The sequence below is a fragment of the Streptococcus sp. Marseille-P7376 genome, assembly GCF_902460385.1.
Lineage (GTDB): Bacteria > Bacillota > Bacilli > Lactobacillales > Streptococcaceae > Streptococcus > Streptococcus sinensis.
On record NZ_CABPTS010000022.1, the window covers coordinates 1 to 25,892 of the forward strand.

Here is a 25,892-nt window from a genome sequence, read left to right on the forward strand (position 1 = left end):
GGGATAGTGGTAAGTAATGCAAACACCTCTTTGAGAGGTTTGTGACGAGTCAAGAGCAATGAGGCTTGAACAAAGTGAAAGCCAGCGTCTTTAGGCGCTGGCTGGTGATGTGGGCTTATAGCCCTGGTACAAGAGTCTGGGACAAAAAGATTTCAATTTTTAAAAATCTTAATTATTAAGCCCTTCAAATATATAATTAAATGCGAAAAGCGAACAAAGCAGAATTCTGATTACCAGAAAACTAGTTTTGTTCGCTTTTTATATTTGAGGTCGGACTTTTGTCTCAGACTCTATGATTTGCTGAGTAGCAAAGTCATTCTTTCTGCCGTTTGGCAAAGTCCACGAAGCGGAATTTATCTAATTTGTGCCGGCTTTCCGTGTATTGAAACTGGCGGCCGTCAGCTAGGTAGACCTGAGATTTGATAGAAACGACATGCTGGTCTCGACCGATATCCATGAGAATTTGGTCTTGATCGTTGACATGATCTATCGTAATTTCTTTTTTGGCATAGGCGATATCCAGATTTAGTTCCTGCTCCAAGTAAGCATAGATGGAGTACTCACCAATTTCTCTGGTCAGGTTAGGGACAAGGCTTTTGTCTAAGTAATCAATATCTAAGACAGAAGCGATATTGTCGACAACTCGCTGCCGAACAATGCGCCAGACCAGCTGGTATTCGGGAAAGCCGGTTGTTTTTGCTAGTTTATTATCTACAGTGATTTTATCAAGGCTGATGACATTGGTTTTGGACTGCATATGATGCTGCTCTACCAATTCTTGATAACTAGTCAAGTTAGAAACGGGGAAGTCTAGTTGCTCTTGCTTGACAACTTTGGAGCCTTGCCCCCGCACTTTCTCAATCAGCCCTTCTTCTTGCAGGAGCGATAAAGCCTTGCGAACAGTATCCCGACTGACTTGGTAGATTTCCATCAGTTGATGTTCACTGGGAAGAAAGTCACCGAGCTGGTATTTTTCGCCTAGAATATCCCGTTCAAGTTGTTTAAATAATTGTTTGTATTTCTTCATAAATCCCTCGCTTGTATTCTTTTCATCATACAACTGTTAAAATTTTAGCAAAAATATCGGTATTTTTCAACAAACAACTTGCATACAAGATTGTTATCGATTACAATTAAGTTTGTAAGCTAGTTAAAAAACTAGTGCATCAAAATATAAGGAGAGTGCTGGATGATTTCCAGCCATAGGTCAAATGGGAAAATTTGAAAAGGAAGCCAAAGATTTGCTGAAGGCAATTGGCGGCAAAGAGAATGTCACAGCGGTCACTCACTGTGCGACCCGGATGCGTTTCGTACTTGGTGACGAAAAGAAAGCCAATGTTAAAGCCATTGAAGCCATTCCAGTCGTAAAAGGAACCTTTACTAATGCTGGACAGTTCCAAGTCATCATTGGAAATGACGTACCGATTTTTTATAATGATTTCACAGCTGTATCAGGTATCGAAGGTGTTTCCAAAGAAGCAGCCAAGTCAGCAGCTAAGAGTAATCAAAATCCAGTTCAGCGGGTCATGACGACTCTAGCTGAAATCTTCACTCCAATCATTCCAGCCTTGATTGTCGGTGGATTGATCCTCGGCTTTCGGAATGTCCTTGAAGGCGTGCATTGGTCTATGTTAGATGGGAAAACTATCACAGAAGTATCTCAATTCTGGGCTGGGATCAACCATTTCTTGTGGCTTCCAGGTGAAGCGATTTTCCAATTCTTACCAGTAGGAATCACTTGGTCTGTTTCTCGTAAGATGGGAACTAGTCAAATTCTTGGGATTGTCTTGGGGATCTGTCTGGTGTCACCGCAGCTGCTCAATGCTTACGCAGTAGCATCTACACCAGCAACTGAAATTGCTAAGGATTGGGTTTGGGATTTCGGCTTCTTCACTGTCAATCGTATTGGTTATCAAGCTCAGGTTATCCCAGCTCTTCTAGCAGGTTTGTCCCTGTCTTATCTAGAAATTTTCTGGCGGAAACGTATTCCAGAAGTAGTGTCTATGATTTTTGTGCCCTTCTTATCATTGATTCCAGCCTTGATCTTGGCTCATACAGTTTTGGGTCCTATCGGGTGGACAATCGGTCAGGGGCTTTCAACGGTCGTTCTTGCAGGTTTAACCGGTCCGGTTAAATGGCTCTTTGGTGCAATTTTTGGTGCGCTTTACGCTCCATTTGTTATCACTGGTCTTCATCATATGACCAATGCGATTGATACTCAGCTAGTGGCTGATGCCGGTGGGACTGGTCTTTGGCCAATGATTGCTCTATCCAATATTGCTCAAGGTTCAGCTGTCTTTGCTTATTATCTTATGAATCGCCATAATGAGCGGGAAGCACAAATTTCCTTGCCAGCTACCATTTCAGCTTATCTCGGTATCACTGAGCCAGCCCTTTTCGGGGTAAATGTCAAGTACATCTATCCATTTGTAGCGGGGATGATTGGTTCATCTATTGCAGGTTTGCTTTCTGTAACCTTTAATATCACAGCCAATGCTATCGGTATTGGTGGTTTGCCAGGAATCCTTTCTATCCAAGCAAAATATATGCTTCCATTTGCAGGGGTTATGCTTGTTGCAATCGCTGTACCAATGGTCTTGACTTTCTTCTTCCACAAGACAGGATTCTTGACCAAGACAGAAGAAGATCCAGAACTGCAAGCCGAATTTGCAGCTCAAGAAGAAGCAGAATTCGCTCATCAGGAAACAAAGCTTGTAGCATCAGTAGAAATTGTCAGCCCTCTTGCTGGTCAAGTAAAAGAGCTCAGCCAGGCAACGGACCCAGTATTTTCATCAGGGGTGATGGGACAAGGTTTAGTGATTGAGCCAAGTGAAGGTGAGTTAGTGTCACCTGTGAACGGTACGGTGACTGTTCTCTTCCCAACCAAACATGCCGTCGGCATCGTATCGGACGAAGGTGTGGAAATGCTTATGCATATCGGTATGGATACAGTCGGTCTAGATGGCAAGGGCTTTGAAGCCCATATTGCGCAAGGCGATCATGTGGCTATTGGACAAAAACTGATTAGCTTCGACATGGATGTCATCAAGGCTGCAGGACTCGTGACAGAAACACCCGTTATTATCACTAATCAAGATGCTTTCATCGCAGATATGAGTGGAGAATATCCTAGCCATATCAAACGCGGTGATAAATTGATGACAGCAAAACGCATCTAAGAATAGTTAACTCGTGGGATGGCGGCTCTAAGCCCCTCCCTTTTATCAAAAAAGGAGAAAATATGACACTTGATAAAACAAAGGTAGTCTACCAAATTTATCCAAAATCTTTTAAAGACACGACTGGCAACGGTTTGGGAGATTTTCGCGGGATTATTGAAAAAATTCCCTACCTGAAAGAGCTGGGAGTGGACATGGTCTGGCTCAATCCTTTCTATCCGAGCCCGCAGCGGGACAATGGTTATGATATTTCTGACTATACTGCGGTTGATCCTATCTTTGGAGATATGGCAGATTTTGAAGAGATGGTCAAGGTTGGCCAGCAGCATGGTATTGACTTTATGCTGGATATGGTTCTCAACCACTGCTCGATTGAGCATGAGTGGTTCCAAAAGGCGCTGGCTGGGGATTCCTACTATCAGGACTTCTTTATCCTGCGGGATGAGCCAACGGACTGGCTGTCCAAGTTTGGCGGCAGTGCCTGGGCTCCATTTGGCGATACGGGTAAATATTATCTGCATCTCTATGATGTCACTCAAGCCGACCTCAACTGGCGCAATCCCAATGTTCGTCAAGAACTCTTCAAGGTGGTGAATTTTTGGCGGGACAAGGGAGTCAAGGGCTTCCGCTTTGATGTCATCAATGTCATCGGAAAAGATGAGGTACTGATGGACTGTCCTGAGCAGGATGGCAAGCCAGCCTATACTGATAAGCCAATCGTGCATGACTATCTGCGTATGATGAACGAAGCGACCTTTGGTCAGGACGATTCCGTTATGACAGTTGGCGAAATGAGCGCTACGACGATTGAAAATTGCATCCTTTATACCGCTCCAGACCGGCAGGAGCTATCTATGGCTTTTAATTTCCATCATCTCAAGGTGGACTATGAAGCTGGACAGAAGTGGACTCTGAAGGCCTTCGACTTTGAAGAGTTAAAACGCCTCTTCCACACTTGGGGCAAGGAAATGAGCGATCAGGATGGCTGGTCAGCCCTCTTCTGGAACAATCACGACCAGCCGCGAGCTCTCAACCGCTTTGTCGATGTAGAGAATTTTCGTAATGAAGGGGCGACCATGCTAGCAGCCAGTATTCATCTGTCGCGCGGGACGCCTTATATCTACATGGGTGAGGAGATTGGCATGGTGGATCCTGACTATGACTCCATGGAAGATTATGTGGATGTCGAGTCTCTCAATGCTTACCAGAGTCTGCTTGCTGAAGGTCAATCGCCAGAAGCAGCCTTCAGGATTATCAAGGCTAAATCTCGTGATAATTCTCGGACGCCTATGCAGTGGGATGATTCAGTCAATGCAGGTTTTACAACAGGAACTCCATGGCTGAAGGCGGGTAAATCCTATCCGCTCATCAATGTGGAAAATGAAATCAAGGGCCCGATTTTTACCTTTTATCAGAAATTAATTGGTTTGCGTAAGGAACTGCCTATCATCGCAGAAGGTAATTATCAGCCAGCCTATGAGGATAGTCCTCAGGTCTATGCCTTTGAGCGGGAGTGGCAAGGACAAAAACTTTTAGTCCTTAACAACTTTTATGCTGATCCGATTACCGTGGACATCCTGCCGGATTATCAAAGCGGTCAGGTTCTCTTATCCAATTACGGCAAGACTCAGATTGATCATGTAATGACCCTGCAGCCTTATGAAACCTTGGCTATTCTGGTAAAATAATGATTTAAATCAGATTAAGCTTCTTTTAAGTATGGTGCAGTAAACTAGAAGCATCAAATGAAGACCTCTAAATTTATTTGATAAAAGGGATTCTCTAGTGTAGCTGCTGGCAAATGTCAATAGCTACAGTCCCATACCTTTCTTTTTCATAATAATCTCCGAAAGAGTCGCCTCTAAGGCGGCTTTTTTATGGAGACAGCTGGAAATGGAGAGCGGCAATTTTTTAAAAAATGAACAAGTCCATCTGTTGTAACACAATGAAAATGAAACTGAAAAACAGTTTGTTTTCTAAAAAATAGGCAGAATCTAGTAATTTTTACTGAAGTCGTGGTATAATATAGTTAAGAATAAAACGTTTTCAAGTTTAAGAGGGTCATTATGGTTGAAGAAGCTATTGATTATGGAAAAGTAACGGGAATGGTGCACTCTACGGAGAGTTTTGGAGCTGTGGACGGACCAGGTATTCGTTTCATTGTCTTTTTGCAGGGTTGCCATATGCGTTGTCAGTATTGCCACAATCCAGATACATGGGAGTTGGAGACCAACAAATCTCGGCTGCGTACGGTAGACGATGTGTTGGAGGAAGCCCTTCGTTTCAAAGGTTTTTGGGGCAATAAAGGGGGTATTACAGTCAGCGGCGGAGAAGCTCTTCTGCAGATTGATTTTCTGATTGCCTTATTTACCAAAGCGAAAGAGCTGGGCATTCACTGTACGCTGGATACCTGTGCCCTGCCTTTTAGAAATACCCCTCGCTATTTGGAAAAATTTAATAAGCTCATGGCGGTGACGGATTTAGTCTTGCTGGATATCAAAGAAATCAATGATGCTCAGCACAGAATTGTGACCGGCCATAGCAATAAGAGCATTTTGGCCTGTGCTAAGTACCTGTCCGATATTGGAAAACCTGTCTGGATTCGCCATGTTCTGGTGCCAGGTCTGACCGATCGTGATGAAGATTTGATTGAGTTGGGTAAGTTTGTCAAAACGCTGAAAAACGTAGACAAGTTTGAAATTTTGCCCTACCATACCATGGGTGAGTTTAAGTGGAAGGAGCTGGGGATTCCATATTCACTGGAAGGTGTTAAGCCACCAACTGCTGAGCGGGTCAAGAATGCCAAGGAGCTGATGCAGACAGAATCCTACACTGAGTACATGAATCGGGTGCACAATGCTTAAACAAAACAGATTGGGAATTTTTCTCAGTCTGTTTTTCTTATAAAAATTTCCACACTCTTTTGGTGAAAATCTGATAAATATGGTAAAATAATTGTAGTCAAATTATTATAAAATGAAGAGGTTTATCATGTCTAAAATTTTAGTTTTCGGTCACCAAAATCCTGACTCAGACGCAATCGGGTCTTCTTATGCCTTTGCTTATTTGGCGCGTGAAGCTTACGGTTTGGATACAGAAGCGGTTGCTCTGGGCGAGCCTAATGAAGAAACAGCCTTTGTTTTGGATTATTTTGATGTGGTTGCACCGCGCGTGATCACATCTGCTAAGGCAGAAGGAGCTGAACAGGTCATCCTGACAGACCACAATGAATTCCAACAGTCTGTTGCAGACATTGCTGATGTTGAAGTCTACGGCGTGGTGGATCACCACCGTGTTGCTAACTTTGAAACAGCTAGCCCGCTTTACATGCGCTTGGAACCAGTGGGTTCTGCTTCCTCTATTGTTTACCGTATGTTCAAGGAACACGGTGTAGCTGTACCTAAGGAAATTGCAGGTCTTCTATTGTCAGGATTGATTTCTGACACCCTCTTGCTCAAGTCACCAACCACTCATCCAAGTGACAAGGTTATTGCACCAGAATTGGCTGAACTAGCTGGTGTTAACTTGGAAGAATATGGTTTGGCTATGCTTAAGGCTGGTACAAACTTGGCGAGTAAGTCTGCAGAAGAATTGATTGACATTGATGCCAAAACTTTTGAGCTGAACGGAAATAATGTCCGTGTGGCGCAAGTCAACACTGTAGATATTGCGGAAGTCTTGGAGCGTCAAGCAGAAATCGAAGCAGCTATTGAAAAGACCAACACTGATAATGGCTACTCTGACTTTGTCTTGATGATTACAGATATCGTCAACTCCAACTCTGAAATCCTAGCTCTCGGTAGCAATATGGATAAGGTTGAAGCAGCCTTTAACTTCGTTCTTGAGGACAATCATGCTTTCTTGGCAGGAGCTGTTTCTCGTAAGAAACAAGTTGTACCGCAGTTGACTGAAAGTTTTAATGCTTAAATAGCTCTCTAGACTATTTAAGTTGGTAGATGGGGAAAACTTATTTTCCTCATATTTCAAAAGGAGTTTCGGCTCCTTTTTTAATAGATTATAGAAATGAAAACTCAAAATCTACAAAATGGAGATTTGCTGTTTACAATCGGGCAATCCGATATGGCAACAGCGATTCGGACAGCGACAGGCTCTTACAGTCATGTGGGCATCTTTTTTGATGGGGAAATGTACCATGCGACGGAGGACAAGGGAGTCATCCGGCAGCCTTTGACTCAGTTTTTGAAGGAAGAGGATGTTTACCATGCCTTTTTCTATCCTGATATAGATGCGCTTGCCGTCTTTGAAGAGGCTAAGTCCCATCTGGGAAAGCCTTATAATGCTAGTTTTTACCCTGAGAGCGAGGGATTTTACTGCTCGGAGTATATCGCTAGGATTCTGCCGATTTTTGAGACAATTCCCATGCAATTTGGCGATGGTGAAAATGCTGTGTCTTCATTTTGGCAGGCTTACTATCGTGATTTGGGCTTAGCCGTTCCATTAGGGCAACCCGGTACCAATCCCAGTCAGTTGGCTCAGTCAACCAAGCTCATTTTTAGAGGAGAGCTCCATGATTAAGGTTATCAATCCGACTCGGCTGACACGTCAGCCCTTATTTCAAAAATTAATCAATTATCTGGATCAGCAAGATGATGTGATTTTGAGAGAGATTAAACGCGAATTTGCGGACTTTCCCAATCTAGATCGCTTCATAGAGGAATGCATTAAGGCGGGCTACATTCGGCGGGAAAATAAGCGGTATTATCAGCAGGTTCCGCTTATGGAAAATCTAGCAAATCTATCTCTGGATCAGGAAGTCTTTATACGGGACGATAGTCCACTCTATCAGGAATTGCTAGACTTATCCTTTGAAACTCGACTTTCCAATCAGACCAATGCGGCTATTGTGCTGGAACAGACAGACTTTCAAAGGGATAAGCTGACCTTGGCCAACTATTTTTATAAACTGAAAAATCAGTATCCTTTGAGTAAGGAGCAGGAACAGTTACATGCCATTTTGGGCGATGTGAATCCAGAATATGCCCTGAAATATATGACAAGCTTTCTGCTTAAATATGTCCGTAAGGATGAGCTGATGCAGAAGCGACGCGATATCTTTGTAGATAGTCTGGTGATTTTAGGTTATATTCGTCAGAATGAGGGCGGCAAGTATGAGTTGCAGGCAGATTTTGACAAGACTAGCTTGATTTTCAGTAAAACTCCTGCGAAACAAAATATGGTAAACTAGATACATGAATTACGAATCAAGCAAAACACTTTCTGATACCCGATTTAAACGTCTGGTTGGCATTGAAAGAACAACCTTTAACAGAGGGAGATGAATCCTATAATAAGGAGCTGTCTTCACGTCGTATCAAAGTGGAGAATGTATTTGCAAAAGTGAAAGTATTTAAAATTTTTTCAACCACTTACCGTAATCATAAGAAACGATTTGGATTGCGAATGAATCTGGTGGCTGGTATCATCAATTTCGAAAGGAAACTTTAGTTTCGCAGGAAGTCTATTAAAGGGTGAGATGACATAGACGTTCATTCTGATTCTTTATAACAAGATTCTGTATCATTGTAAAAATAGAATTTTTTAAGAAATATGACTATGTAAAAATCTCAAATTATGGTAAAATAGTACAGATAATATAAGGAGTGTAAAAATGGCAGAACCTAAATATAAGCGTATTTTGATTAAATTATCCGGGGAAGCTTTGGCTGGTGAAAAAGGCGTGGGCATCAACATCGCGATTGTCCAAAAAATGGCTGAAGAGATTAAGGAAGTCCATGAGTTGGGGATTGAAATTGCCTTGGTTATTGGTGGTGGCAATCTCTGGCGGGGGGAACCAGCAGCAGAAGCAGGTATGGATCGGGTTCAAGCAGACTATACTGGGATGTTGGGAACAGTCATGAATGCACTTGTAATGGCGGATTCCCTCCAGCAGGTTGGGGTGGATACCCGCGTGCAGACGGCGATTGCTATGCAGCAGGTTGCTGAACCTTACATCCGCGGACGAGCTCTCCGCCATCTGGAAAAGGGACGGATTGTTATTTTCGGTGCTGGTATTGGTTCACCATACTTCTCAACAGATACGACAGCTGCTCTACGGGCTGCTGAAATTGAAGCTGACGCTATTCTCATGGCTAAAAATGGCGTGGATGGTGTCTACAATGCCGATCCAAACAAAGATAAAACTGCTGTCAAGTTTGACGAACTGACTCACCGTGATGTGATCAACAAGGGCTTGCGTATCATGGATTCGACCGCTTCAACTCTTTCTATGGACAATGATATTGACCTAGTCGTCTTTAACATGAATGAACCTGGCAATATCAAACGAGTGGTCTTTGGCGAGCAGATCGGGACAACTGTCTCAAATAAGTTATAAGAATTAGGAGAAAATAAAATGGCAAATGCAATTATAGAAAAAGCAAAAGAAAGAATGACCCACTCTCATCAAAGTCTGGCGCGTGAATATGGCAGCATCCGTGCAGGCCGCGCTAATGCCAGCCTTTTGGACCGCATCCATGTAGAATACTACGGAGTAGAAACTCCGCTCAACCAAATCGCTTCTATTACAATTCCAGAAGCGCGTGTGCTCTTAGTAACACCTTTTGACAAGTCTTCTATCAAGGATATTGAACGTGCGATTAATGCTTCTGACCTAGGAATTACACCAGCTAGCGACGGTTCTGTAATTCGTCTGGTTATCCCAGCCCTGACTGAAGAAACCCGTAAGAACTTGGCTAAGGAAGTGAAGAAAGTCGGTGAGAATGCCAAGGTTGCTATCCGTAACATTCGCCGTGATGCTATGGATGAAGCGAAGAAGCAGGAAAAAGCTAAAGAAATCACTGAAGACGAATTGAAAACTTTAGAAAAGGACATCCAAAAAGTCACTGATGATGCAGTTAAGCATATCGATGTCATGACAGCAACTAAGGAAAAGGAACTCTTAGAAGTTTAAAAAATATCAGAATCAAAACTCAGTTGGCCTTGGCTGACTGAGTTGTTTTAACATTAAAATCCTTGCAATCAGAAGAAGCAAGGTAGAAATAGGACTATATGAATACAAATCTTGCTAGATTCATCGTGGGGATTATCACGGATGAAAATGATCGCTTTTACTTTGTTCAAAAGGATGGTCAGACTTACGCTCTTTCTAAAGAAGAGGGAGAGCACGAGCTAGGTCAGTCTGTCAAGGGCTTTGCCTATAGCGATATGAAGCAAAAGCTTCGCCTGACGACTCTCGAGGTCACAGCTACCCAAGAGGATTTTGGCTGGGGGACAGTAACAGAGGTCCGCAAGGATCTGGGAGTCTTTGTCGATACCGGTCTGCCAGATAAGCAAATCGTGGTGTCGTTGGACATTTTGCCAGAGATAAAAGAACTCTGGCCTAAGAAAGGCGACCGCCTCTATATCCGTCTCGATGTGGACAAAAAAGACCGCATCTGGGGACAGCTGGCCTATCAGGAGGATTTCCAGCGTCTGGCTCGTCCTGCCTACAATAATATGCAGAACCAAAACTGGCCGGCCATTGTTTATCGACTCAAGCTTTCTGGCACCTTTGTCTACCTGCCGGAGAATAATATGCTGGGCTTCATCCATCCAAGCGAGCGCTATGCAGAGCCACGTCTGGGACAAGTACTGGATGCTCGGGTGATTGGCTTCCGTGAAATAGACCGCACCCTTAACCTCTCCCTCAAGCCTCGTTCCTTTGAAATGCTGGAAAACGATGCCCAGATGATTTTGACCTATCTGGAGAGTAACGGCGGCTTTATGACTTTGAACGACAAATCTTCACCAGACGACATCAAGGCCACTTTTGGCATTTCCAAAGGCCAGTTTAAAAAAGCTCTAGGTGGCCTCATGAAAGCTGGTAAAATCAAACAGGACCCGACTGGAACGGAGTTGGTGTGAGGATGAAAATTCTTGTATCAATCTTAAAAAATATCTGATGTTTTTACAATAGATAATAATATGAAAACGAAAGGATAAGTATGGTAACGCATAATAGGGAAGCTAGTCAGAGAGCAGAATTACATAGGAAAATCTGGTCTATAGCTGACAATGTGCGGGGAGCAGTTGACGGCTGGGACTTTAAACAATATGTACTTGGAATTCTTTTTTATCGCTTTATCTCAGAAAATATGTCAGCATATTTTGATAAAGCAGAGCATGAAGCAGGTGATTTAGAATTTCGTTATGCTAACCTGACGGACGAAGAAGCAGAAGAAGATTTCCGTCCTGGAACAGTTGAAGAAAAAGGTTTCTTTATTCTGCCTAGCCAACTTTTTGAAAACGTTGTAAAGAACGCTTCACAAAACCAAGAGTTAAATACAGATCTGGCTAGCATTTTCCAAGACATTGAAAAGTCAGCGATTGGTTTCAAATCAGAGGACGATATCAAAGGTCTGTTTGATAACTTGGATACAAGAAGTAACATCCTTGGTGGAATTGTCTCAGAAAAAAATAAACGCCTGTCGGATATACTAACAGGCATTAATGATATCCCTCTCGGCAACTTTGAGGACAATGATATTGATGCTTTTGGCGATGCCTATGAATTTCTGATTTCCAACTATGCTAGTAATGCAGGGAAAAGTGGTGGCGAATTTTTCACACCTCAGACTGTTTCTAAATTGTTAGCTCGATTAGTCATGGTCGGTAAGGATAAGATTAACAAGGTCTATGACCCGACATGTGGGTCAGGCTCCCTCTTGCTCCAGATGAAAAAACAATATGAAGAACATATCCTAGAAGATGGTTTCTTTGGTCAAGAAATCAACATGACCAACTATAACTTGGCTCGTATGAATATGTTCCTGCACAATATCAACTACAATAACTTTGATATTAAGCGAGGGGATACACTTTTAAATCCCCAACATTTAGAAGAAAAGCCTTTTGATGTTATCGTCTCTAATCCCCCATACTCTGTCAAATGGGTGGGAGATGGGGATCCAACCCTAATCAATGACGATCGTTTTGCACCAGCAGGAAAGCTAGCACCCAAATCAAAAGCCGATTTTGCCTTTATCATGCATAGCTTAAATCACTTGTCTAATAAAGGACGGGCAGCCATTGTATGTTTCCCGGGGATATTCTATCGTGGAGGAGCTGAAAAGACCATTCGTCAGTACCTAGTAAACAACAACTTTGTTGAAGCGGTGATCGCTCTTCCAGACAATCTCTTCTTTGGAACTTCTATCGCAACGACAATCTTGGTTCTGGCGAAAAATAAACTGGAAAACAAGACGCTTTTTATCGATGCTAGTAAAGAATTTAAAAAAGAGACCAATAACAATGTCTTGACCGATAGCAATATCGAACATATTGTCGAATTATTCTCTAATTATCAAAGTGTGGACTATAAGGCAGCTCTTGTTGATAATGATGTTATTGGTTCAGAGCAGGATTACAATCTGTCCGTATCAACCTATGTGGAACAAGAAGACACACGTGAGAAGATTGATATTGATGAGCTCAATAAAGAAATTGCTGAGACTGTTGTCAAGATTGACCACTTGCGTGCAGAGATAGATAAGATTGTAGAGGAACTGAGCCGTGGTAAATGATGTGATTCTCTATAAAACAGATGACGGCAAGTCTGCTATTGAGCTTCATCTGGATAATGGAACAGTCTGGCTGACCCAACAAGAACTAGCTGAGCTCTTTCAGACTTCCAAGCAAAACATTAGTAAACATATCAAGGCAATATTTGAGGATGATGAATTGGATGAAGCAGTGGTTGTCAACTATCAGTTGACAACCACTCGTCACGGTGCAATAGCTGGTAAAACTCAGTCAAAAAAAGTCGCCTACTATAATCTCGATATGATTTTAGCGATTGGTTATCGTGTGCGTTCTCCTCGTGGAATCCAGTTCAGACACTATGCTTCGACAGTCTTAAAGGAGTATCTGATTAAAGGCTTCGCTATGGATGATGAGCGCTTGAAAAACTTAGGTGGAGGCTCTTACTTTAAAGAACTCTTGGAAAGAATCCGAGACATTCGATCAAGCGAAAAAGTCTTTTACCGTCAGGTTTTAGATCTTTTCGCGACATCAAGTGACTACAATGCAAACTCACCAGAGGCAAAGAAATTCTTTGCGACGGTTCAAAACAAGATGCATTATGCCATTCACCACAATACTGCGAGTGAACTCATCTATAACCGTATCGATAGTGAAAAGGAGTTTATGGGCTTGACCACTTTTAAGGGCGACCTCCCTACTCTATCTGAAGCAAAAGTTGCCAAGAACTATCTGACAGAAAAGGAACTCCGTGGGCTCAATCAGCTTGTATCAGGATATCTAGACTTTGCGGAAAGACAGGCAGAGCGAGAAGAAGTCATGACCATGGCTGACTGGGTGACTCACGTAGATCGCATTCTTCTGGCTACTGGAGAAGACTTGCTGGATAATAGTGGTTCTATCTCTCGTGAACAGATGAAGCAGAAGGTAGATAAGGAATATAAGAGCTATCAAACCAAGACCCTTAGTCAAGTTGAAAAAGATTACCTCAAGGAAATTAAAAGTATTGAAAATCTAGCCAAGGAAGGAGGTAAGTGATGAACATCCTAGAAGAAATCCAAAACTGTCCCGTTGAGTGGAAAGAGTTGGGGGAAGTGGTAGATTATGAGCAGCCAACCAAATATATTGTATCAAGTAAAGCTTATATTGAAAGTAATGAAATTCCTGTTTTAACTGCGGGGCAATCATTTATTTTAGGCTATACAAATGAAAAAGACGGTATTTATCAAGCTAGCAAAAACAATCCTGTTATCATTTTTGATGATTTTACTACATCAAAACAATGGGTAGATTTTAAATTTAAAGTAAAATCATCAGCAATGAAAATGTTAACGATAAAAGATGAATTTAAAAGCGAAGTTTTATTACGCTATGTATGGCATTATTTGGGTACAATAACTTATAAACCAGATCAACATGGTAGACAATGGATTGGAACTTATTCAAAGTTTCTCATTCCAATTCCTCCTCTAGGAATTCAAGAAAAAATCGTGCAAATACTTGACAAAATGACTGAATATGTTACAGAATTGACCTCAGAATTGACCTCAGAATTGACCTCACGTAAAAAGCAATATTCTTTTTATCGAGATAAGCTCTTATCATTTGAGGATGAGGTCTATCAGGTTGAGTGGAAGACGTTGAACGAATGTCTAAAAAAAGGAAAAGGAACTAAAATTACAGCTAGTCAGATGAAATTACTTCACAAAGATGGTGCGCCAATCCGTATCTTTGCAGGAGGAAAGACTTACGCTGATGTGAACTATGGAGATATTCCCGATAAAGATATTCATACAGAAGAGGCAATTGTTGTAAAATCTCGTGGAATTATTGATTTTGAATACTGTACAAAACCATTTAGTTTTAAAAATGAATTTTGGTCATACAGTTCAGACAATGAAGATATCAACTTAAGATATATTTATCATTACTTAGTTCATAATAAAGAACATTTTCAAAACATCGCTAATAATATGCAGATGCCACAAATTTCTAGTAATGATACTGAAAAATTCAAAATCCCAGTCCCATCTCTAGAAATTCAATCTCGTATTGTTCAAGTTTTAGATAACTTTGATACGGTTTGTAACGACTTAAATATCGGACTGCCCAAGGAGATTGAACTTCGCCAAAAACAGTATGAATATTTTCGAGAAAAACTCTTGACATTTACCGCCGAAGGCGTGTATCCTGACAGTGGACAGTGGACAGTGGACAGTGGACAGTGGACAGTGGACAGTGGCATGGGCACAATCTGACCTAATTAAGCTATTGAACTGGGTATTTGGTCCAATTCGAGTGGAGTTGGGGCAAATTTTCAATACCAAGAATGGCTATACCCCTACTAAAACAAATTTAGATAACTGGAGAAGCGGTACCATACCATGGTTCAGAATGGAAGATATTCGTGAAAATGGAGGGATACTATCAGATTCGATTCAACATATTACTGAAAGTGCAGTAAAGGGAGACCTTTTCCCTGCAAATTCTATTATTATTGCTACTTCGGCTACAGTAGGATATCATGCATTAGTGACACAGGATTTTTTGGCAAACCAAAGATTTACTTGTTTGTTAGCAAAAGAGGGGATTTCTGGATTGTTTATTCCAATTTTTTTATACTACTACTGTTTTAAACTGGATGAATTCTGTCGTCAAAATACTTTGCAAGGAAACTTTGCTTCAGTAGATATGACTAAATTTAAAAAGTTTAAGTTTATTATTCCATCTATTAATAGGCAAAAGGATATTATCTCCATTCTTGACAATTTTAACACCCTAACCAACTCTCTTTCTGAGGGCCTTCCAAAAGAAATCGAACTAAGACAGAAACAGTATGAATACTGGAGAGAACAATTATTAAACTTTACTAGATAAATTTTTTAATCATTTTGAGAAAGAATCTCAATTAATACAATAAAAGGAAACATACTATGGTTGATTATTCAAAAGTACATGAAGTAATTGCGGAGACAAATGAAGGGATTCTCTTGGCTGAGTATCAACCAGAGTATCGCACAGATAGAGCATTTCAGTCTGAGGCAGATTTGGAAAATCAGCTGATTTCTGATTTGGTTAATTATCTTAACTACGAACGACTAGATATCCATACGCCTGCGGAGCTCTTAGCTAATGCCAAGGTCCAAATTGAAAAACTAAATAAGGTGACCTTTACGGATACTGAGTGGAATCGCTTTGTGGTGGAGTATCTGGACTGTCCCAATGAAGGGCTAGTTGAAAAAACACGAAAAATCCAAGAAAATCATATCTACGACTTTGTCTTTGATGATGGGCGAATTAAAAATATTTTCATCCTTGATAAGAAAAACATCCACAACAACAGCATGCAGGTCATTAATCAAGTGACTCAGGTGGGGAGTCATACCAATCGTTATGATGTGACCATCCTAGTAAACGGGCTTCCTCTAGTTCAGATTGAATTGAAGAAGCGTGGAGTTAGTCTACAAGAAGCCTTTAATCAGGTTCACCGTTATAGTAAGGAAAGCTTCAATAGTGAGAATTCTTTGTATAAGTATGTTCAGATTTTTGTTATTTCGAATGGGACCTATACACGCTACTTTGCCAATACGACGGCTCAAAATAAAAATCATTATGAGTTCACCTGTGAATGGGCAGACCGCAAGAATAAAACAATCCACGACTTAGAAGACTTTACTGTCACTTTCTTGAGCAAGCGAGTGCTCTTGGAAGTCTTGACCAAGTATTGTGTTTTTGATGCTGATAATACCTTGCTCATCATGCGCCCTTATCAGATAGCAGCTACTGAGAGTATTTTGCGCAAGATTCATTCATCTAATGAAATGAAGAACTTTGGCACTATCAATGCCTGTGGCTATATCTGGCATACGACGGGTTCAGGGAAAACCTTGACCAGCTTTAAGACTGCTCGCTTGGCGACAGATTTGGACTATATTGACAAAGTGATATTCGTCGTAGATAGAAAAGACTTAGACTATCAAACCATGAAGGAATATCAAAAATTTCAACCAAATTCAGTCAATGGTAGCAATAATACAAAAGAACTACAACGTAGTATCGAAGAAAATGATGGAAAAATTGTTGTCACAACCATTCAAAAGTTAAACAAATTTATAACAGGAAATCCAAATCATGAAATCTATGGTAAAAAATGTGTTTTGATTTTTGACGAGTGTCACCGCTCCCAGTTTGGGAAGGCTCAGAAGCGCATCAAAAAGGCCTTTAAACAGTATGCCTTATTTGGATTTACAGGGACACCGATTTTCCCAGAAAATAGCTTAACGGGTGAAACGACACAAGAAGTTTTTGGAGAACAACTTCATAACTACGTTATCACAGATGCTATTCGAGATAAAAAAGTATTGAAGTTCAAGGTTGACTATAACTATATCAAGCCTGAAATCAATAAATATAGAGACGCAGAAAAGGCAGTCGGTCAAGAGCTTGATGAGAAGAAACTCAAAAAGATGGAGAAAGAACTTCTCCTACACCCAGAGCGGATAGCAACCATCACAGAATACCTGTTGAGAGTTTATAATGACAAAACGCATCGAAATCAACACTATACTCATAAGCAAAAACAACTGTTTGGATTTAATGCCATGTTAGCTGTACAAAGTATTGAAGCAGCAAAATTATACTATGAAGAACTCCAACGGCAACAGGTGGCATTACCAGAAGCTAAACGATTGAAAATCGCAACCATCTTTAGCTTTGCGCCAAACGAAGAACAGTCAGCTTATGGTGAAATTCAAGACGAAGAGCTAGAACCTCAAGATACAACTATGCCTCTATCTTCTAAAGAGTTTCTTTCTAAAGCGATTGATGACTATAATCGAATGTTCAAGACCAACTTCTCAACCGATGGAAAAGAGTTTCAAAATTACTATCGTGATCTTTCTAAACGAGTTAAGTCCAAGGAAGTGGACCTTCTAATTGTAGTGGGAATGTTTTTGACGGGATTTGATGCTCCAACTATGAATACTCTCTTTGTTGACAAAAACCTACGTTATCATGGTTTGATTCAGGCATTCTCGAGAACTAATCGAATTTTTAACAAGGTTAAACCTTTTGGGAATATTGTTTGTTTCCGTGATTTAGAAAAGGCTACGCAAGAAGCTATTAAGACTTTTGGAGACACCAATAAGCTTGAAATCATCTTAGAAAAAAGCTTTAGTGAATACATGGATGGTTTCGTGGATCAAGTGACGGGTATCGAGGTCAAAGGCTATACTGCGGTTTGTCAGGAAATTCTGGAAAGATTCCCTAATCCGCAAGAAATTGAAACAGAGCATGAGAAAAAAGAGTTTGTTAAGTTATTTGGTGAGTTGTTGAAGCTTGATAATGTTCTTCGAAATTATGACGAATTCCAAGAAATCGACAAACCTATTTCTGAAGGTTATCTTCAGGATTTAAGAAGCGCTTATGTGGAAATTCGAGATGAATTTTTGAACCTTAAAAACTATGAAAAGACTAAGGATTTGGATGTTGACCTTTCAGATGTCGAATTTGAAATTGAATTACTAAAAACCGATGAGATTAACCTAGACTATATCTTGGCATTGATTGTTGAAAAATCGAAGAATTCTGAGTCTAAAGAAGTAATGAAAGCAGAAGTTAGTCGTGTGATTCGTTCTAGTATTGATATCCGTGCCAAAGAAGAGTTGGTTATTGGATTTATCAATGATACCGATTTATCTCAATTACAGGATAATGAATCTATTTTAACTTCCTTTTATACTTATGCTAAAAAAGAAAAAGAAGATTCTATTCAAAAACTAGCTGATGATGAAAATCTTGGGAAAGGTTATCGTTTATTTATTAATAAAGCGATCCAAAAAGGATATGCGGAAAGTGGTGGGACTGATCTAGATGATATTATTCCGCCAACTTCTCGACGTAAGGGCGCTCGAGAGTTGAAGAAGCAGCAAATTCTTGCCAAACTTCAAAAATTGGTAGAAATTTACCGTGGTATATAATTATGAATTAGAAAGGATCCTATGAGAAAATCATTTTACAGTTGGCTGATGACAGAGCGCAATCCTAAGAGCAAGGAGCCCAAGGCTATTTTAGCAGATTTAGCTTTTCAGGACACGACATTTCCCAAGCACACGGATGATTTTGATGAGGTCAGCCGTTTTCTCGAGGAGCATGCAAATTTTTCCTTTAACTTGGGCGAGTTTGATGCGATTTGGGAAGAGTATCAGGCTCATTAAGCAGATAATTGCTGGGAATAGCCATTTTCAGCTTGCTTTGATATAATAAAGGTAATTCATTCAAAAAAATTTAAAATAGAGAGGTTCTTTATTTGCAGGAACATTCAGTAGAATTGAAGCTAGGCCATCCAGATGATTCTTTTCATCTCTTTGGCTCTAATGAACGCTATCTGCGCCTGATGGAGCAGGAATTGAAGGTGACCATCCATGCCCGAACTGAGATTGTGCAGATTTTGGGAACAGAGGCCGCCTGTGAGGAGGCCAGACAGGTCATCCAGGCTCTCTTGGTCTTGATCAATCGTGGTATGACGATTGCTACACCTGATGTGGTGACAGCTATTACCATGGTCAAAAATGGTGAGATTGATAAGTTTGTAGCACTTTATGAAGAAGAGATTATCAAGGACAGCTATGGCAAACCAATTCGGGTCAAGACACTGGGCCAAAAAATCTATGTGGATAGCGTTAAAAATCATGATATTGTCTTTGGTATCGGTCCAGCCGGAACGGGGAAGACCTTTCTGGCGGTGACCTTGGCGGTGACAGCTCTCAAGCGTGGTCAGGTCAAGCGGATTATTCTGACACGACCAGCAGTTGAAGCTGGTGAGAGTCTGGGCTTTCTTCCTGGTGACCTTAAGGAGAAGGTGGATCCTTATCTGCGACCAGTCTATGATGCCTTGTATCAGATTTTAGGTAAGGATCAGACAACGCGCCTGATGGAGCGAGAGATTATCGAGATTGCACCCCTAGCCTATATGCGGGGGCGGACGCTGGATGATGCCTTTGTGATTCTGGACGAAGCTCAGAACACCACCATCATGCAGATGAAGATGTTTTTGACACGTCTCGGCTTCCAGTCCAAGATGATTGTCAATGGAGACATCAGCCAGATTGACCTGCCTCGCAATGTCAAATCTGGACTCATTGACGCTCAGGAGAAGTTGAAAAACATTTCCCAGATTGATTTTGTGCATTTATCGGCTAAGGATGTGGTCCGCCATCCAGTGGTGGCGGAGATTATCCGAGCTTATGAGTCTGTGCCAGTTAAACCAAGAGCAGATGAGGCGATAGAAGAAGAAACAGAATAGCATAAGAAAAGAGCAGAAGGGTGAAATCTGCTCTTTCTTAATTTTTATACAAGTTGGTCAATAGAGGTATAGCCCAATCCCAAACCTTCTGCAACGGGCTGGCTAGTGATGTGACCTTGGTAGGTCGTCACACCTTGGCGCAGGCCTTCATTTTCAGCAATGGCTTGTTTGAAGCCTTTGCCTGCCAGCGCCTCGATATAAGGTAGGGTGACATTGGTCAGGGCAATAGTGGAAGTACGGGCTACCGCACCAGGGATATTGGCCACCGCATAATGGAGGACACCGTGTTTTTCGTAGACTGGTTCATCATGAGTAGTCACTCGGTCAGCTGTTTCGATGACCCCACCCTGGTCAACTGCTACGTCCACAATAACAGAACCTGGGCGCATTTGTTTGACCATATCGTCGGTTACTAGTTTAGGTGCTTTTGCCCCAGGGATGAGAACAGCTCCAATAACGACATCCGCATCTCGAACGCTTTCTTCAATATTAAATGGATTGGACATGAGCGTTTGGATTTGGTGACCAAAGACATCTTCTAGCACAGATAGGCGATTGGCGCTAATATCCAAGATAGTAACATGAGCTCCAAGTCCTAGAGCGATACGGGCGGCATGAGTCCCCACGACCCCGCCTCCGATGATGGTAACTTTACCTTTTGGCACCCCTGGCACCCCTCCCAAGAGGACACCAGATCCGCCCGCCTGCTTGGTCAGGAAATGAGCTCCGATTTGAACAGCCATACGACCAGCAACTTCACTCATCGGCACCAAAAGGGGGAGGTGACCTTGATTATCGCGTACAGTTTCGTAGGCTACACCTGTTGTTTTGGCAGCTACCATGGCATCAGCCAATTTGGGAGCAGCAGCCATGTGCAGGTAAGTGAAGAGTAGAAGGTCATCACGCAAAAACTGGTATTCAGTTTCCAGTGGTTCTTTAACCTTAACAACCAGCTCAGCAGCCCAAGCTTCTGCAGCAGTAGGGACGATTTCTGCTCCCTGCTTTTGGTAGTCAGCATCTGTGAAGCCGGAGCCTAATCCAGCATTAGTCTCGATGAGTACGCGATGGCCGAGGCCAACCAAGCTGTGAACACCAGCTGGGGTCAGGGCAACGCGATTTTCGTTGTTTTTAAGTTCTTTAGGAATTCCAATTAACATAAAGGTTTACTCCTTTTTCTAAATCCAGTCCCTCAATAATAGGAAATTACGGAGAGAGCCGAGTCGAATATTGTGATGATTTTATTTTATATAAAACTGTTTCAAAAAGCAAGAAAAAATTGGGAAGGATTGTTTTTATCTGGGAATTGTGCTATTCTGGTAAGAAAAATGGGGAGAATTTGATGGAAAATATCTATGTCAAACTGGCCCGTCATTTTAGACTAGAAACTGAGCGGCTGATTCTGCGCCCGGTGACCTTGGATGATGCCCCAGCCATGTTTGAATATGCTTCGGATGAGGAAAATACTCGTTATACTTTTGAGACTAACAAAAATCTAGAAGAAACTCGCAATAATATTGCCTTGTTTTACCTCGCTAATCCTTTGGGGCGTTGGGGGATCGAGCTGAAGGAGACGGGAGAGTTTATCGGGACGATTGACCTGCATAAGATTCGGTTGGACTTAAAAACGGCAGCTATTGGCTATGTGATCAATAAAAAATACTGGAATCAGGGCTATACGACGGAAGCCAATCAGGCGGTGATTAAACTAGCCTTTGAGGAGATTGGGATGAACAAGTTGGTAGCCCTCCATGATATCCATAATCCTGCCTCTGGTCGGGTCATGCAAAAGTCGGGGATGATCTTTTCCCACGAAGAGCCTTATGCGGCTTGGGACAAGCATGAGGAAGGGCGCATTGTGACACGAGTGCATTACTATCTAACTAGGGAAGAATATTTTGCAAAAAAATGAGAAAGGATATTGACAAGTGTTTATCTACATGATATAGTAGATAAGTACTGCTGATTTAGCTCAGTTGGCAGAGCGCATCCATGGTAAGGATGAGGTCGCCGGTTCGATCCCGGCAATTAGCATAAATCCACAAAGAAAACCCTTGTAAATAAAGGGTTTTTGTTATGTTTGCCCCAAATATTGCCTAATTTATTCCAAATCATAATGCAAAAAAAAGATAAAACTCAGTTTCTTGCTTAGTTAAATTAGGACAATACAAGGGAATTAAGGTTGCAATTAGCACTTGATAGAAAAGGTTGGGAAAAATTCTCAGCTTTTTTATTTCAAGTGCGGATACAGCCTGTCGGCTTAAAAGGAGGAATTTTCAAAAATGTATCCTAGGGCCCCTCATCCTTGTCTGAATATGATATAATGAAAATGATACTAGCAAGGTAGGTGGGACATGTATATCGAAATAGTGGATGAGACTGGTCAGGTTTCCCAAGAAATCATCAAGCAGACTCAGGAAATCTTGGAGTTTGCGGCTCAGAAAACGGGCAAAGAAAATAAGGAAATGGCTGTGACCTTTGTGACCAATGAGCGCAGCCATGAGCTCAATTTGGAATATCGAGACACCGACCGACCGACGGATGTCATCAGTCTGGAATACAAGCCAGAGCTGGATATTGCCTTTGACGAGGAAGATTTGGCGGACAATCCTGAGCTGGCTGAGATGCTGGAGGATTTTGATGCTTATATCGGCGAGCTCTTCATTTCGGTGGACAAGGCGCGGGAGCAGGCAGAAGAATATGGCCACAGTTTTGAACGGGAGATGGGTTTTTTGGCGGTGCATGGTTTTCTGCATATCAATGGCTATGATCATTATACGCCAGAAGAAGAAGCAGAAATGTTTGGCTTACAGGAAGAAATTTTAACGGCTTATGGACTTACAAGACAATAAAAAAAACAAGCGCAAATGGAAGAACCGAGATGTCATTTCGAGTTTGGAGTTTGCCCTGACGGGGATTTTCACGGCCTTTAAGGAAGAAAAGAATATGAAGAGTCATGTTCTTTCGGCTGTTGCTGCTATCATTGCAGGCTTGATTTTTCGTATTTCTGCGGCGGAGTGGCTTTTTTTGCTGCTGAGCATTTTTCTAGTCATCGCCTTTGAAATTATGAATTCTGCCGTTGAAAATGTGGTGGATCTGGCTAGTGACTATCACTTTTCTATGCGGGCCAAGAATGCTAAGGATATGGCGGCGGGAGCTGTTCTGGTCGTGTCAGGCTTTGCAGTTGTGACAGGGCTGATTATTTTTGTTCCCAAAATTTGGGATTGGATTTTTTAAGAATTTGAAAATCGGCGGTTATCCCCGATTTTCTGCTGTTTTAATGGAAATAATAGAGGTAAAATAATGACTTTTAAATCAGGCTTTGTAGCCATTTTAGGACGCCCTAATGTTGGGAAATCAACCTTTTTGAATCATGTCATGGGGCAAAAGATTGCCATCATGAGTGACAAGGCCCAGACTACACGCAATAAGATTATGGGCATTTACACGACGGATAAGGAGCAGATTGTCTTTATCGACACGCCGGGAATCCACAAGCCTAAGACGGCTCTAGGTGATTTCATGGTGGAAGCAGCTTACAGTACGTTGCGTGAGGTGGACACTGTTCTCTTTATGGTACCGGCTGATGAGGCGCGTGGTAAGGGCGATGACATGATTATCGAACGTCTGAAAGCGGCTAAGGTACCAGTTATTTTGGTGGTTAATAAGATTGATAAAGTCCATCCGGATCAGCTTTTAGCGCAAATTGATGATTTCCGTCAGCAGATGGACTTCAAAGAAATCGTGCCGATTTCAGCTCTGCAAGGCAACAATGTTTCCCATCTGGTTGATATTCTCAGCAACAATCTAGAAGAAGGCTTCCAGTATTTCCCAGAAGATCAGATTACCGACCATCCAGAGCGTTTTCTGGTGTCTGAGATGATTCGGGAGAAAATTCTCAAGCTGACGGAACAGGAAGTTCCTCACTCAGTGGCGGTGGTTATTGAGAGTATGAAGCGGGACGAGGAGACGGACAAAATCCATATCCGAGCGACCATCATGGTGGAGCGTGACAGCCAAAAAGGCATTATCATTGGTAAACAGGGAGCTATGCTCAAGAAGATTGGGAAAATGGCCCGTCGCGATATTGAAATCATGCTGGGTGATAAAGTCTATCTCGAAACCTGGGTCAAGGTCAAGAAAAATTGGCGGGACAAGAAGCTGGACTTGGCGGACTTCGGCTATAATGAGAAGGAGTATTAACAGAGAATTGGTTTTAAACCAATTTTCTTAGTTTTAGAATTATCGTTTTACAATATTTCTTGACTGAATTGAATTATCGTTTTACAATATTTCTTGACTGAATTGAATTATTGTTTTATAATAATTGTGAGAATGAATTATCGTAAAACAATAAGGAGGCAAGCTATGAAAATGCAAATTCTGAAACAAGTGATAACCACAATCACCTTCTTGGTACAAGTATTTTGTGCCTTCTGGTTTTTAGCTAGAGGTTTTGTAGGTATTATCTTGATGATTTATAACTGGCAATCAACTGCTACTCCGCTTGGAGAGTTATTGAGGTTATCTTATGAGATGATCTGGTTGGGGTTGCTTCCTATTTTGCTTTTTGGACTGATTCGAAGATTTTTACACAGCATGATAAACCATCAACTTTTTACAGATGAAAGTTATAGGCTTAGCAGATACATGTTGATTTTAATCACTTGCTTACCTATTGGAAGTGTCATATGGGATATTTTTATCGGTCAAAAATCTATACAGTCTTGGATAGAGCTTGTAGATAATATATTTCTGCCCTATATGGATAGTCTGGCTTTGGTAGTTGTCTTAGGGGTCTTGCATCTTGTCATAAAAAAGGGGAAGACAATTCAAGAAGATGTAGATGGTTTTGTGTGATGGGAAAAATCAAAGTTAATTTAGATAAAGTATTGGAAAAAAAGGGCTTGACCTCTAAAGAATTGGCGACAATTATTGGCATTACACAAGCAAATTTGTCTATTCTAAAAACAGGTAAGGCTAAGGGTATTCGCTTTGCAACCTTGCTGGCTATCTGTGAAACGCTGGATTGTCAGCCTGCTGATATTTTAGAGTATATTTCTGACTAAAAGAAGATAGAAAGGAGCTTTATGCCTGAATTACCTGAAGTGGAAACGGTTCTGCGCGGTTTGGAACGTCTGGTTGTTGGCAAGACGATTGGACAAGTGCAGGTCCGCTATGCCAAGATGATTGGCACGGGAGTGGATGCTTTTGTCCATGACTTGCCAGGTCAGACCATTGAAAAAATTGGCCGTCGGGGCAAGTATTTACTCTTTTATCTGACGGATGGAGTGCTGGTTTCCCATCTGCGAATGGAAGGCAAGTATCTTTTTTATCCTGGAGCGGTGCCTGAGCGCAAGCATGCCCATGTCTTTTTTGAGATGATGGATGGTGGGACACTTGTTTATGAGGATGTTCGCAAGTTCGGTACCATGGAGCTGTTGAGAAAGGACCAGCTGGAGGCTTATTTTACTGCTAGAAAGCTTGGTCCTGAGCCGACAGATTCGGACTTTCTTTTGCCACCTTTTGCAGCAGCTTTGAGTCGTTCCAAGAAGCCCATCAAACCCTATTTGCTGGAGCAGACCTTGGTCGTTGGTCTGGGCAATATTTATGTAGATGAGGCGCTTTGGCGGGCGTGCATTCATCCGACTAGACCAGCAGATAGTCTGAAGCCTGCTGAAGTGAAGCGCCTACGTGAGCAGATTATAGAAGTTTTGCAGCTTGGGATTGAAAAGAGAGGCTCGACCATTCGGACCTACCGAAATGCTTTGGGTGAGGATGGCACTATGCAGGATTTTCTGCAGGTCTATGGAAAGACTGGTCAGCCTTGTGCTCGCTGTGGCAGTCCCATTGAGAAAATCAAGCTAGGCGGACGCGGTACTCATCTCTGCCCTCATTGTCAAAAAGCGAGGTGA

General features: G+C 41.7%; 25 protein-coding genes, 1 tRNA gene and 1 pseudogene. 25 read left to right on the forward strand and 2 right to left on the reverse strand.

The window, feature by feature from the left end:
- Positions 1-313 precede the first annotated feature (313 nt).
- Positions 314-1,027, reverse strand: coding sequence for a trehalose operon repressor (gene treR, locus FZ952_RS09520; RefSeq protein WP_148881497.1), 714 nt, complete (start codon positions 1,025-1,027; stop codon positions 314-316).
- Positions 1,028-1,211: 184 nt separating this feature from the next.
- Between treR and treP the strand changes: the two genes are divergently transcribed.
- From treP to FZ952_RS09600, 17 genes and pseudogenes are all read left to right on the forward strand, one after another.
- Complete coding sequence (gene treP / locus FZ952_RS09525) at positions 1,212-3,179, forward strand: PTS system trehalose-specific EIIBC component (protein ID WP_148881498.1); 1,968 nt, start codon at positions 1,212-1,214, stop codon at positions 3,177-3,179.
- A gap of 62 nt (positions 3,180-3,241) precedes the next feature.
- Positions 3,242-4,867, forward strand: a complete 1,626-nt coding sequence (gene treC / locus FZ952_RS09530) for an alpha,alpha-phosphotrehalase (RefSeq protein ID WP_148881499.1) — start codon at positions 3,242-3,244, stop codon at positions 4,865-4,867.
- Positions 4,868-5,245: 378 nt separating this feature from the next.
- Positions 5,246-6,043, forward strand: coding sequence for a pyruvate formate-lyase-activating protein (gene pflA / locus FZ952_RS09535; protein WP_148881500.1), 798 nt, complete (start codon positions 5,246-5,248; stop codon positions 6,041-6,043).
- A gap of 127 nt (positions 6,044-6,170) precedes the next feature.
- On the forward strand, positions 6,171-7,106 hold the full coding sequence (locus FZ952_RS09540) for a manganese-dependent inorganic pyrophosphatase (protein WP_148881501.1): 936 nt from the start codon (positions 6,171-6,173) through the stop codon (positions 7,104-7,106).
- Between the two features lie 96 nt (positions 7,107-7,202).
- A complete protein-coding gene (locus FZ952_RS09545) occupies positions 7,203-7,715 on the forward strand; it encodes a YiiX/YebB-like N1pC/P60 family cysteine hydrolase (RefSeq protein WP_148881502.1) in 513 nt (170 codons plus the stop codon).
- On the forward strand, positions 7,708-8,385 hold the full coding sequence (locus FZ952_RS09550; RefSeq protein WP_148881503.1) for a DUF1803 domain-containing protein: 678 nt from the start codon (positions 7,708-7,710) through the stop codon (positions 8,383-8,385). Before FZ952_RS09545 ends, FZ952_RS09550 begins: the two co-directional genes overlap by 8 nt.
- 65 nt (positions 8,386-8,450) lie before the next feature.
- Positions 8,451-8,645, forward strand: a pseudogene (locus tag FZ952_RS09555) (transposase family protein); the annotation flags it as partial.
- 163 nt (positions 8,646-8,808) lie between these two features.
- Positions 8,809-9,534, forward strand: coding sequence for a UMP kinase (gene pyrH, locus FZ952_RS09560; protein ID WP_037618371.1), 726 nt, complete (start codon positions 8,809-8,811; stop codon positions 9,532-9,534).
- Between the two features lie 18 nt (positions 9,535-9,552).
- Positions 9,553-10,110 (forward strand): ribosome recycling factor, encoded by a 558-nt coding sequence (frr, locus tag FZ952_RS09565; protein WP_148881504.1) that lies wholly within the window; start codon positions 9,553-9,555, stop codon positions 10,108-10,110.
- A 98-nt stretch (positions 10,111-10,208) separates the two neighbouring features.
- The gene (gene cvfB, locus FZ952_RS09570) at positions 10,209-11,063 is read left to right on the forward strand and encodes an RNA-binding virulence regulatory protein CvfB (RefSeq protein ID WP_148881505.1); all 855 of its coding nucleotides are present in this window, start codon (positions 10,209-10,211) and stop codon (positions 11,061-11,063) included.
- Positions 11,064-11,143: 80 nt separating this feature from the next.
- Complete coding sequence (locus FZ952_RS09575; protein ID WP_148881506.1) at positions 11,144-12,721, forward strand: type I restriction-modification system subunit M; 1,578 nt, start codon at positions 11,144-11,146, stop codon at positions 12,719-12,721.
- Positions 12,711-13,715: a virulence RhuM family protein gene (locus tag FZ952_RS09580; RefSeq protein WP_148881507.1), complete on the forward strand. Its 1,005-nt coding sequence runs from the start codon at positions 12,711-12,713 to the stop codon at positions 13,713-13,715. Before FZ952_RS09575 ends, FZ952_RS09580 begins: the two co-directional genes overlap by 11 nt.
- On the forward strand, positions 13,715-14,935 hold the full coding sequence (locus FZ952_RS09585; RefSeq protein WP_187423912.1) for a restriction endonuclease subunit S: 1,221 nt from the start codon (positions 13,715-13,717) through the stop codon (positions 14,933-14,935). Before FZ952_RS09580 ends, FZ952_RS09585 begins: the two co-directional genes overlap by 1 nt.
- Positions 14,916-15,554, forward strand: coding sequence for a restriction endonuclease subunit S (locus FZ952_RS11610; RefSeq protein WP_222861962.1), 639 nt, complete (start codon positions 14,916-14,918; stop codon positions 15,552-15,554). The genes FZ952_RS09585 and FZ952_RS11610 overlap by 20 nt, the downstream gene beginning before the upstream one ends.
- A 56-nt stretch (positions 15,555-15,610) precedes the next feature.
- Positions 15,611-18,655: a type I restriction endonuclease subunit R gene (locus FZ952_RS09590; protein ID WP_148881508.1), complete on the forward strand. Its 3,045-nt coding sequence runs from the start codon at positions 15,611-15,613 to the stop codon at positions 18,653-18,655.
- A gap of 21 nt (positions 18,656-18,676) precedes the next feature.
- On the forward strand, positions 18,677-18,892 hold the full coding sequence (locus FZ952_RS09595; RefSeq protein ID WP_037618377.1) for a YozE family protein: 216 nt from the start codon (positions 18,677-18,679) through the stop codon (positions 18,890-18,892).
- 92 nt (positions 18,893-18,984) lie between these two features.
- Positions 18,985-19,980, forward strand: a complete 996-nt coding sequence (locus FZ952_RS09600) for a PhoH family protein (protein WP_148881509.1) — start codon at positions 18,985-18,987, stop codon at positions 19,978-19,980.
- A gap of 44 nt (positions 19,981-20,024) precedes the next feature.
- On the opposite strand, the gene ald is transcribed toward FZ952_RS09600, so the two are convergent.
- The gene (gene ald, locus FZ952_RS09605) at positions 20,025-21,137 is read right to left on the reverse strand and encodes an alanine dehydrogenase (protein ID WP_148881510.1); all 1,113 of its coding nucleotides are present in this window, start codon (positions 21,135-21,137) and stop codon (positions 20,025-20,027) included.
- 182 nt (positions 21,138-21,319) lie between these two features.
- On the opposite strand from ald, the gene FZ952_RS09610 reads away from it, so the two are divergent.
- The 8 genes from FZ952_RS09610 to mutM all read left to right on the forward strand — a co-directional run bounded on the left by FZ952_RS09610 (position 21,320) and on the right by mutM (position 25,892).
- Entirely contained in the window at positions 21,320-21,889 is a 570-nt protein-coding gene (locus FZ952_RS09610; RefSeq protein WP_148881511.1) for a GNAT family N-acetyltransferase, read from the forward strand.
- 49 nt (positions 21,890-21,938) lie between these two features.
- Positions 21,939-22,011, forward strand: a tRNA-Thr gene (locus FZ952_RS09615).
- Positions 22,012-22,331: 320 nt separating this feature from the next.
- Positions 22,332-22,829: an rRNA maturation RNase YbeY gene (gene ybeY / locus FZ952_RS09620; RefSeq protein WP_148881512.1), complete on the forward strand. Its 498-nt coding sequence runs from the start codon at positions 22,332-22,334 to the stop codon at positions 22,827-22,829.
- Positions 22,810-23,214: a diacylglycerol kinase family protein gene (locus FZ952_RS09625; RefSeq protein WP_062199735.1), complete on the forward strand. Its 405-nt coding sequence runs from the start codon at positions 22,810-22,812 to the stop codon at positions 23,212-23,214. Before ybeY ends, FZ952_RS09625 begins: the two co-directional genes overlap by 20 nt.
- A gap of 66 nt (positions 23,215-23,280) precedes the next feature.
- Entirely contained in the window at positions 23,281-24,180 is a 900-nt protein-coding gene (gene era, locus FZ952_RS09630) for a GTPase Era (RefSeq protein WP_148881513.1), read from the forward strand.
- A gap of 165 nt (positions 24,181-24,345) precedes the next feature.
- Positions 24,346-24,837: a hypothetical protein gene (locus FZ952_RS09635; protein ID WP_148881514.1), complete on the forward strand. Its 492-nt coding sequence runs from the start codon at positions 24,346-24,348 to the stop codon at positions 24,835-24,837.
- Positions 24,837-25,046, forward strand: coding sequence for a helix-turn-helix domain-containing protein (locus tag FZ952_RS09640; protein WP_037618398.1), 210 nt, complete (start codon positions 24,837-24,839; stop codon positions 25,044-25,046). The genes FZ952_RS09635 and FZ952_RS09640 overlap by 1 nt, the downstream gene beginning before the upstream one ends.
- Positions 25,047-25,067: 21 nt before the next feature.
- Positions 25,068-25,892, forward strand: a complete 825-nt coding sequence (gene mutM / locus FZ952_RS09645; protein ID WP_148881515.1) for a DNA-formamidopyrimidine glycosylase — start codon at positions 25,068-25,070, stop codon at positions 25,890-25,892.

What these genes read in the sequence shown, in the direction of transcription:
- treR (WP_148881497.1), bottom strand. Translation starts at nt 1,027, where the DNA reads ATGAAGAAATACAAACAATTATTTAAACAACTTGAACGGGATATTCTA.
- treP (WP_148881498.1), top strand. Translation starts at nt 1,212, where the DNA reads ATGGGAAAATTTGAAAAGGAAGCCAAAGATTTGCTGAAGGCAATTGGC.
- treC (WP_148881499.1), top strand. Translation starts at nt 3,242, where the DNA reads ATGACACTTGATAAAACAAAGGTAGTCTACCAAATTTATCCAAAATCT.
- pflA (WP_148881500.1), top strand. Translation starts at nt 5,246, where the DNA reads ATGGTTGAAGAAGCTATTGATTATGGAAAAGTAACGGGAATGGTGCAC.
- FZ952_RS09540 (WP_148881501.1), top strand. Translation starts at nt 6,171, where the DNA reads ATGTCTAAAATTTTAGTTTTCGGTCACCAAAATCCTGACTCAGACGCA.
- FZ952_RS09545 (WP_148881502.1), top strand. Translation starts at nt 7,203, where the DNA reads ATGAAAACTCAAAATCTACAAAATGGAGATTTGCTGTTTACAATCGGG.
- FZ952_RS09550 (WP_148881503.1), top strand. Translation starts at nt 7,708, where the DNA reads ATGATTAAGGTTATCAATCCGACTCGGCTGACACGTCAGCCCTTATTT.
- pyrH (WP_037618371.1), top strand. Translation starts at nt 8,809, where the DNA reads ATGGCAGAACCTAAATATAAGCGTATTTTGATTAAATTATCCGGGGAA.
- frr (WP_148881504.1), top strand. Translation starts at nt 9,553, where the DNA reads ATGGCAAATGCAATTATAGAAAAAGCAAAAGAAAGAATGACCCACTCT.
- cvfB (WP_148881505.1), top strand. Translation starts at nt 10,209, where the DNA reads ATGAATACAAATCTTGCTAGATTCATCGTGGGGATTATCACGGATGAA.
- FZ952_RS09575 (WP_148881506.1), top strand. Translation starts at nt 11,144, where the DNA reads ATGGTAACGCATAATAGGGAAGCTAGTCAGAGAGCAGAATTACATAGG.
- FZ952_RS09585 (WP_187423912.1), top strand. Translation starts at nt 13,715, where the DNA reads ATGAACATCCTAGAAGAAATCCAAAACTGTCCCGTTGAGTGGAAAGAG.
- FZ952_RS09590 (WP_148881508.1), top strand. Translation starts at nt 15,611, where the DNA reads ATGGTTGATTATTCAAAAGTACATGAAGTAATTGCGGAGACAAATGAA.
- FZ952_RS09595 (WP_037618377.1), top strand. Translation starts at nt 18,677, where the DNA reads ATGAGAAAATCATTTTACAGTTGGCTGATGACAGAGCGCAATCCTAAG.
- ald (WP_148881510.1), bottom strand. Translation starts at nt 21,137, where the DNA reads ATGTTAATTGGAATTCCTAAAGAACTTAAAAACAACGAAAATCGCGTT.
- FZ952_RS09610 (WP_148881511.1), top strand. Translation starts at nt 21,320, where the DNA reads ATGGAAAATATCTATGTCAAACTGGCCCGTCATTTTAGACTAGAAACT.
- ybeY (WP_148881512.1), top strand. Translation starts at nt 22,332, where the DNA reads ATGTATATCGAAATAGTGGATGAGACTGGTCAGGTTTCCCAAGAAATC.
- FZ952_RS09625 (WP_062199735.1), top strand. Translation starts at nt 22,810, where the DNA reads ATGGACTTACAAGACAATAAAAAAAACAAGCGCAAATGGAAGAACCGA.
- era (WP_148881513.1), top strand. Translation starts at nt 23,281, where the DNA reads ATGACTTTTAAATCAGGCTTTGTAGCCATTTTAGGACGCCCTAATGTT.
- FZ952_RS09635 (WP_148881514.1), top strand. Translation starts at nt 24,346, where the DNA reads ATGAAAATGCAAATTCTGAAACAAGTGATAACCACAATCACCTTCTTG.
- FZ952_RS09640 (WP_037618398.1), top strand. Translation starts at nt 24,837, where the DNA reads ATGGGAAAAATCAAAGTTAATTTAGATAAAGTATTGGAAAAAAAGGGC.
- mutM (WP_148881515.1), top strand. Translation starts at nt 25,068, where the DNA reads ATGCCTGAATTACCTGAAGTGGAAACGGTTCTGCGCGGTTTGGAACGT.